The sequence below is a fragment of the Streptomyces viridiviolaceus genome (assembly GCF_014650995.1).
Taxonomy (GTDB): Bacteria; Actinomycetota; Actinomycetes; order Streptomycetales; family Streptomycetaceae; genus Streptomyces; species Streptomyces viridiviolaceus.
This window is the reverse complement of sequence record NZ_BMWA01000056.1, coordinates 1-4,443: the sequence shown is the minus strand read 5'-3', so window position 1 is coordinate 4,443 and position 4,443 is coordinate 1. Positions and strand designations below refer to the sequence as shown.

General features: G+C 75.0%; 4 protein-coding genes. All 4 read right to left on the bottom strand.

From position 1 onward, the window contains the following. Nucleotides 1-689 precede the first annotated feature (689 nt). Nucleotides 690-2,021 carry a cytochrome P450 gene (locus IE260_RS40010; RefSeq protein ID WP_268255035.1) on the bottom strand — a complete coding sequence of 444 codons (1,332 nt, stop codon included), beginning with the start codon at nt 2,019-2,021 and terminating at the stop codon, nt 690-692. Between the two features lie 255 nt (nt 2,022-2,276). Continuing rightward, complete coding sequence (locus IE260_RS40005; RefSeq protein ID WP_189880854.1) at nt 2,277-2,507, bottom strand: response regulator transcription factor; 231 nt, start codon at nt 2,505-2,507, stop codon at nt 2,277-2,279. A 790-nt stretch (nt 2,508-3,297) separates the two neighbouring features. After that, nucleotides 3,298-3,744 carry a TIGR03618 family F420-dependent PPOX class oxidoreductase gene (locus IE260_RS40000; RefSeq protein ID WP_189880853.1) on the bottom strand — a complete coding sequence of 149 codons (447 nt, stop codon included), beginning with the start codon at nt 3,742-3,744 and terminating at the stop codon, nt 3,298-3,300. Between the two features lie 134 nt (nt 3,745-3,878). After that, nucleotides 3,879-4,244: a DUF6233 domain-containing protein gene (locus tag IE260_RS39995; RefSeq protein ID WP_229881810.1), complete on the bottom strand. Its 366-nt coding sequence runs from the start codon at nt 4,242-4,244 to the stop codon at nt 3,879-3,881. Nucleotides 4,245-4,443 lie beyond the last annotated feature (199 nt).

The following is a 4,443-nucleotide window of genomic DNA, read 5'->3' as shown; positions in this document are numbered from 1 at the left end:
GCACCGCGCGCGAGGCGCGCCCGGACGGGCAGGCCGGCAAGTCCCCGCGCACTGGGCCCGCTGCGCCCAGATACGCCCGGGCCGGGGGAGGCCAGGCAGCGATGACGGCCTGAAAGAACAGCCCCGCCCCGCCCCGGCCGCACCGGCGCAGGCCGCACCGACGCCGGCCCCGTCCGGCCCCGGACGCACCGCCCCTGGCCGGCCACACCCCGGCCGGCCACACCCGGCCGGCCGCGCACCGGTACCGCGCGCGAGGCGCGCCCGGGCGGACAGGCCGGCAAGTCCCCGCGCACTGGGCCTGCTGCGCCCAGATACGCCCGGGCCGGGGGAGGCCAGGCAGCGATGACGGCCTGAAAGAACAGCCCCGCCCCGCCCCGGCCGCACCGATGCAGGCCGCACCGACACCGGCCGCACCGACGCAGGCCCCGGCCGCCCCGGCCCCGCCCCGCCCCGACGCCGGTCCCGGCCCCGTCCGGCCCCGGCCGCCCGCCCCCGGCCGGCCCCGGCACCGTCGGCCGCCGCGGCGGTGGCCGTACCGGCGCCGGGGCGGCCGGACGTGCGGCCGAGGGGTCCCGGGAGGAGACGCCTGCGCGTCCTTCCTGGTCCCCTGCGGCGTGGAACGCACCTCTCCCCACCCCGGAGGGCGGGCACACGGGTCGCGGTGCGGGCGGGGAGCGGCTGTTCGCCGGTCAGTCTCCGTTCCGGGCTGCGGACCCCTCGCGCCGCAGCACGGTCATCGACAGGGTGCTGGGCCGTACGGTGGCCCGGGCCACGGGCCGGACCGTCTGGCGCGGGAGGAGGGCGAACCGTATCCGCCGGGTGATGGTGGCGACGGCGGTGGCCAGCTCGGTGAGGGCGAACCGGTCCCCGATGCATGTGTGCTTGCCTGCGCCGAAAGGAAGGAAGGCCCCGGATGTGAGCGCCTCGGTCTGGGCGGCGTCCAGCCAGCGGTCCGGGTCGAAGGTGAGGGGGTCGGGGAAGAGGGCGGGATCGCGGTGCAAGGCGTGCTGGCAGTAGGCGAGTTCGGTGCCGGCGGGCACCGACCACGGGCCCAGCCGCGTCCGGGTGACGGTGCGGCGGGTGACGAGCCATCCGGTGTGGTGCAGCCGCAGGGTTTCCCGGATGACGCGGTTGAGGAAGGCAAGCCGGGGCAGGTCCTCGAAGGTGACGGGCCGGCCGCCGAGAACCGCATCGAGTTCGGCCAGGACCCTGCGCTCGATGTCCGGGTGGCGGGCCAGCTCGTACAGCACCCAGGACAGCACGGACGCCGTCGTCTCGGTGCCCGCCACGGCCAGGGTGAGGATCTCGGAGCTGATCTGGTGCCCGGTCAGCGGGCGGCCGGTCTCCTCGTCCGTGGTGCGCAGCAGCAGGGACAGCATGTCGCCGGTGTCCTGCCCCGAGGCCTCAAGTTCGGCCACGGCCCTCTCGACGGTGGCGCGCACGGCGTCGCGGGCGGCGGTGAACCGGCGGTTGAAGGGCAGGGGCAGCCTCTCTGCCCAGTCGGGCAGCATGATGCGTATGCCGACGCCGTTCATGACAACCGACAGGTCTTCACGCAGCCGGCCGAACGTCGTCTCGTCCAGGCTGCCGGAGAACACGGTCCTGGCGAGCATGTCGAGGGACAGTCCGACCATGGCCTCACGGACGTCGAGCGGACGGCCGGGCGTCCAGCTGTCGACGGCGGCGGTCGTCCGCTCGCGCATGATGTCGACGTAACGGGCGATCTCCGGCCGGGCGAAGGCCGGCTGGAGCTGGCGCCGTCTGCGGACGTGTTCCTGGCCCGCGGCGGTGACCACGGAGTCACCGAGCAGCTGGCCCATCTTCTCGAAGAAGCGCCCCTTGTCGAGGCTGGGGCCGAGGTCGGTCAGCATGGTGCGGACCAGGCCGGGGTCCTGCACGACCAGCGTGCGGGTGCCGGGCTGGATAACGATCTCCACCACGGGGCCGTAGTTGGTACGCAGTGAGGCGATGAAACCGAGGTTGTCGCGCATGAGCTGTATCGCGTGACCCAGCAACGGCACCGAGCCGGCCGCTCTGGGTATGGGGGGAGGCGCTACGGGCGTCACGAGGGCATGGTCCCTTCCGAGCCGGTCATGGGCGCCCTATGGCTTCCCTGGTCGTTCCCGGCGGCAATCCCCGCCGGACCGTGGCCTGTGCCACGCACGCGGCGGTCCACCGCCGGGCCGGGCGGGGGAGCGGCCCGGGCGGACCGGCGGTGCCGGCGCCTGCGGCCCGCCCCCGCCCGCGTGGCCGGCCGGACCCGGACCGGCCGCGCGTCACAGTCCCAGGGAGATGGCCAGCCGGGTGAGTTCGGCCGTGCTGGTGATGTTCAGCTTGGCCCGGATACGGCGCAGATAGGCGTCGACCGTGTGCTTGGACAGCCCCATGTGGCGGGCCGTCTGCAGGTAGGTGCGCCCTTCGGCGATGTGCCGCAGTGTCTCCCGTTCACGCGGAGCCAGCGCAGGTGCAGGGGATTCGACGGACGGCATGGTGGCGGTGAGGCTCATGGGTCTTCTCCGACGGATCGGCTCGGTCGGCACTGCTCGCACCCTCGGAAGCAGAAGATGTATGACCGAATAGTGCTGTTTGCCCTCTTTTGAACAGACTGCCGGGGCGACTTCACGACGGTGTCCGCCGACTGTCACAGACGTGTCACGGCACACCCCGGCCGGCGCGCCGCGGCGCGACCGCAGGCACGAGCTGCCCGCGGCACCCGGCCCCCGGTACTGGGCAGTGGGCGAGCGCCTCACCGGCAGGGAGCCCGGTCACGGCCCGGTCCGCCGCCCGCAAGGGGAGAGGCGGTAAGGCCGTGCGGGGGCGGCTGCACCGGGACGGAACGCGGCGGTGAAGGAGGCCGCGTCCCCGGGCCCGGCCTGCCGCCTGCCGCCTGCGGGGACGATCGTCCCCGCTGAAGCCCCGCAGGCCTTTCGCCGCGAACGCGGCCGCCCCTTGCGCGAGCACGGCACCCGCCGCCGGCTCCGCCTCGCCGGGCGCAGCCGGTGCTGCCCCGCCGGCGCGTCACCGCGCCCGGGCCGCTGCGCGCCCCGTCACGACGGCCGGCGCATCGGCCCCGGGCGCCCGGCCCCGGCGAGACGGGCCTCACCCGGTATGGCGCCGCACGGCGCCGGGCCCTGCCGGCACCCGGGGAGGCGCACGACGCGCCGGGGGCCGCCGGTGACACGGCCGGCGGCGGCGCCCGGCCGCGACGGGCGTGCGGTCAGGCGGCGGGGGCGGGGCCCGACGCGCCGGGGCCGCCGGTGACATGGCCGGCGGCGCCCGGCCGCGACGGGCGTGCGCTCAGGCGGCGGGGGCGGGGCCGCCGGGCCGGAACCGCTCCACCCCGACGATGTGCCGCACCTTGACCGGGCGCACGATCACCGCGACCCGCTGTTCCCCCGGCATGATCCACTCGAAGCGCTCGCTGCCCAGGTACTTGCGGGCCAGCCGGTCCATCCGTTCGTGGGCCTCCTCGCCCTCGACGAAGCGGCTCACCACACCGCTGATCTGCACCCGGTCGAAGGGGTCGGCGGCGTCCGCGTGCGAGAGGTAGACGCGGGGGTCGCGGCGCAGGTTCTCCTCCTTCACCCGCCCCACCGAGGTGTTGAACGTCAGCTCCGCCTCCCCCTCGAGATCCACCCACATCGGGCTGACCTGCGGTGCCCCGTCGGCGAAGACGGTGCCGACGTACCAGATGTTGGGGGCCTGCAGCCGGGCACGGACGGCTTCATCGAATGCGGCAGTCATCACGGGAGGCTATCAACCTTGATCACCGGCCGGTCCCGGGAACGCCGCCGGAGCCCGCCGGGCGGAGCCGGTGCGCCCGATGCCCGGCCCTGCCCGCCTCGTGCCCACGCGCCGGCGGCCGGGGGCGAGCCGGATCAGTCGATGATCTGCAGCCGGACGTCGGGCCGGCGGTGGCCGCAGGCCTTCAGGCCCGAGGCGAGGAGCCGGCGGGCTTCGTCCCGGCCGACAGGACGGTGCCGCCGGCCCGCCATGCAGCAGTCGCCGGCGTGGACCTGCAGGGGCGGGCGCCGGGTGCCGATGCCGAGTTCGACGATCCACTCCGCCGGCCGCGGCCGGTCGTCCCGGCCGCGCGCCTCTTCCGCCTGCCGCCGGACGATCGCGGCGATCTTCGCGTCGATGCGCCGCACCCACATGACATGCCACACCCGCAGCGTGCGCAGACGCTCCAGATCGGGCGGCAAGCCATCGAACACATTTTTGATCCCAGGCTCGTGATCCACTGCCCGCGCCCTCGCGTGTTCGATTTAGTGTTCGATAACGTGGGGGTGGGAGGTGACGGTGATGACCGCAGACGCAGCAGCGGGCCGTGGGGTGGCGACGGTGATGCACGTGCGCTGCCCAAACCGGCTGCCGCAAGCCGCCTACCGGCAGGTCCTGGAACTACTCGCCGGACTCTCACCGGTCGTCCAGGCCCTCCCG

Coding starts and splice junctions, on each gene's coding strand:
- IE260_RS40000 (WP_189880853.1), bottom strand. CDS start 3,744: ATGACTGCCGCATTCGATGAAGCCGTCCGTGCCCGGCTGCAGGCCCCC.
- IE260_RS40005 (WP_189880854.1), bottom strand. CDS start 2,507: ATGAGCCTCACCGCCACCATGCCGTCCGTCGAATCCCCTGCACCTGCG.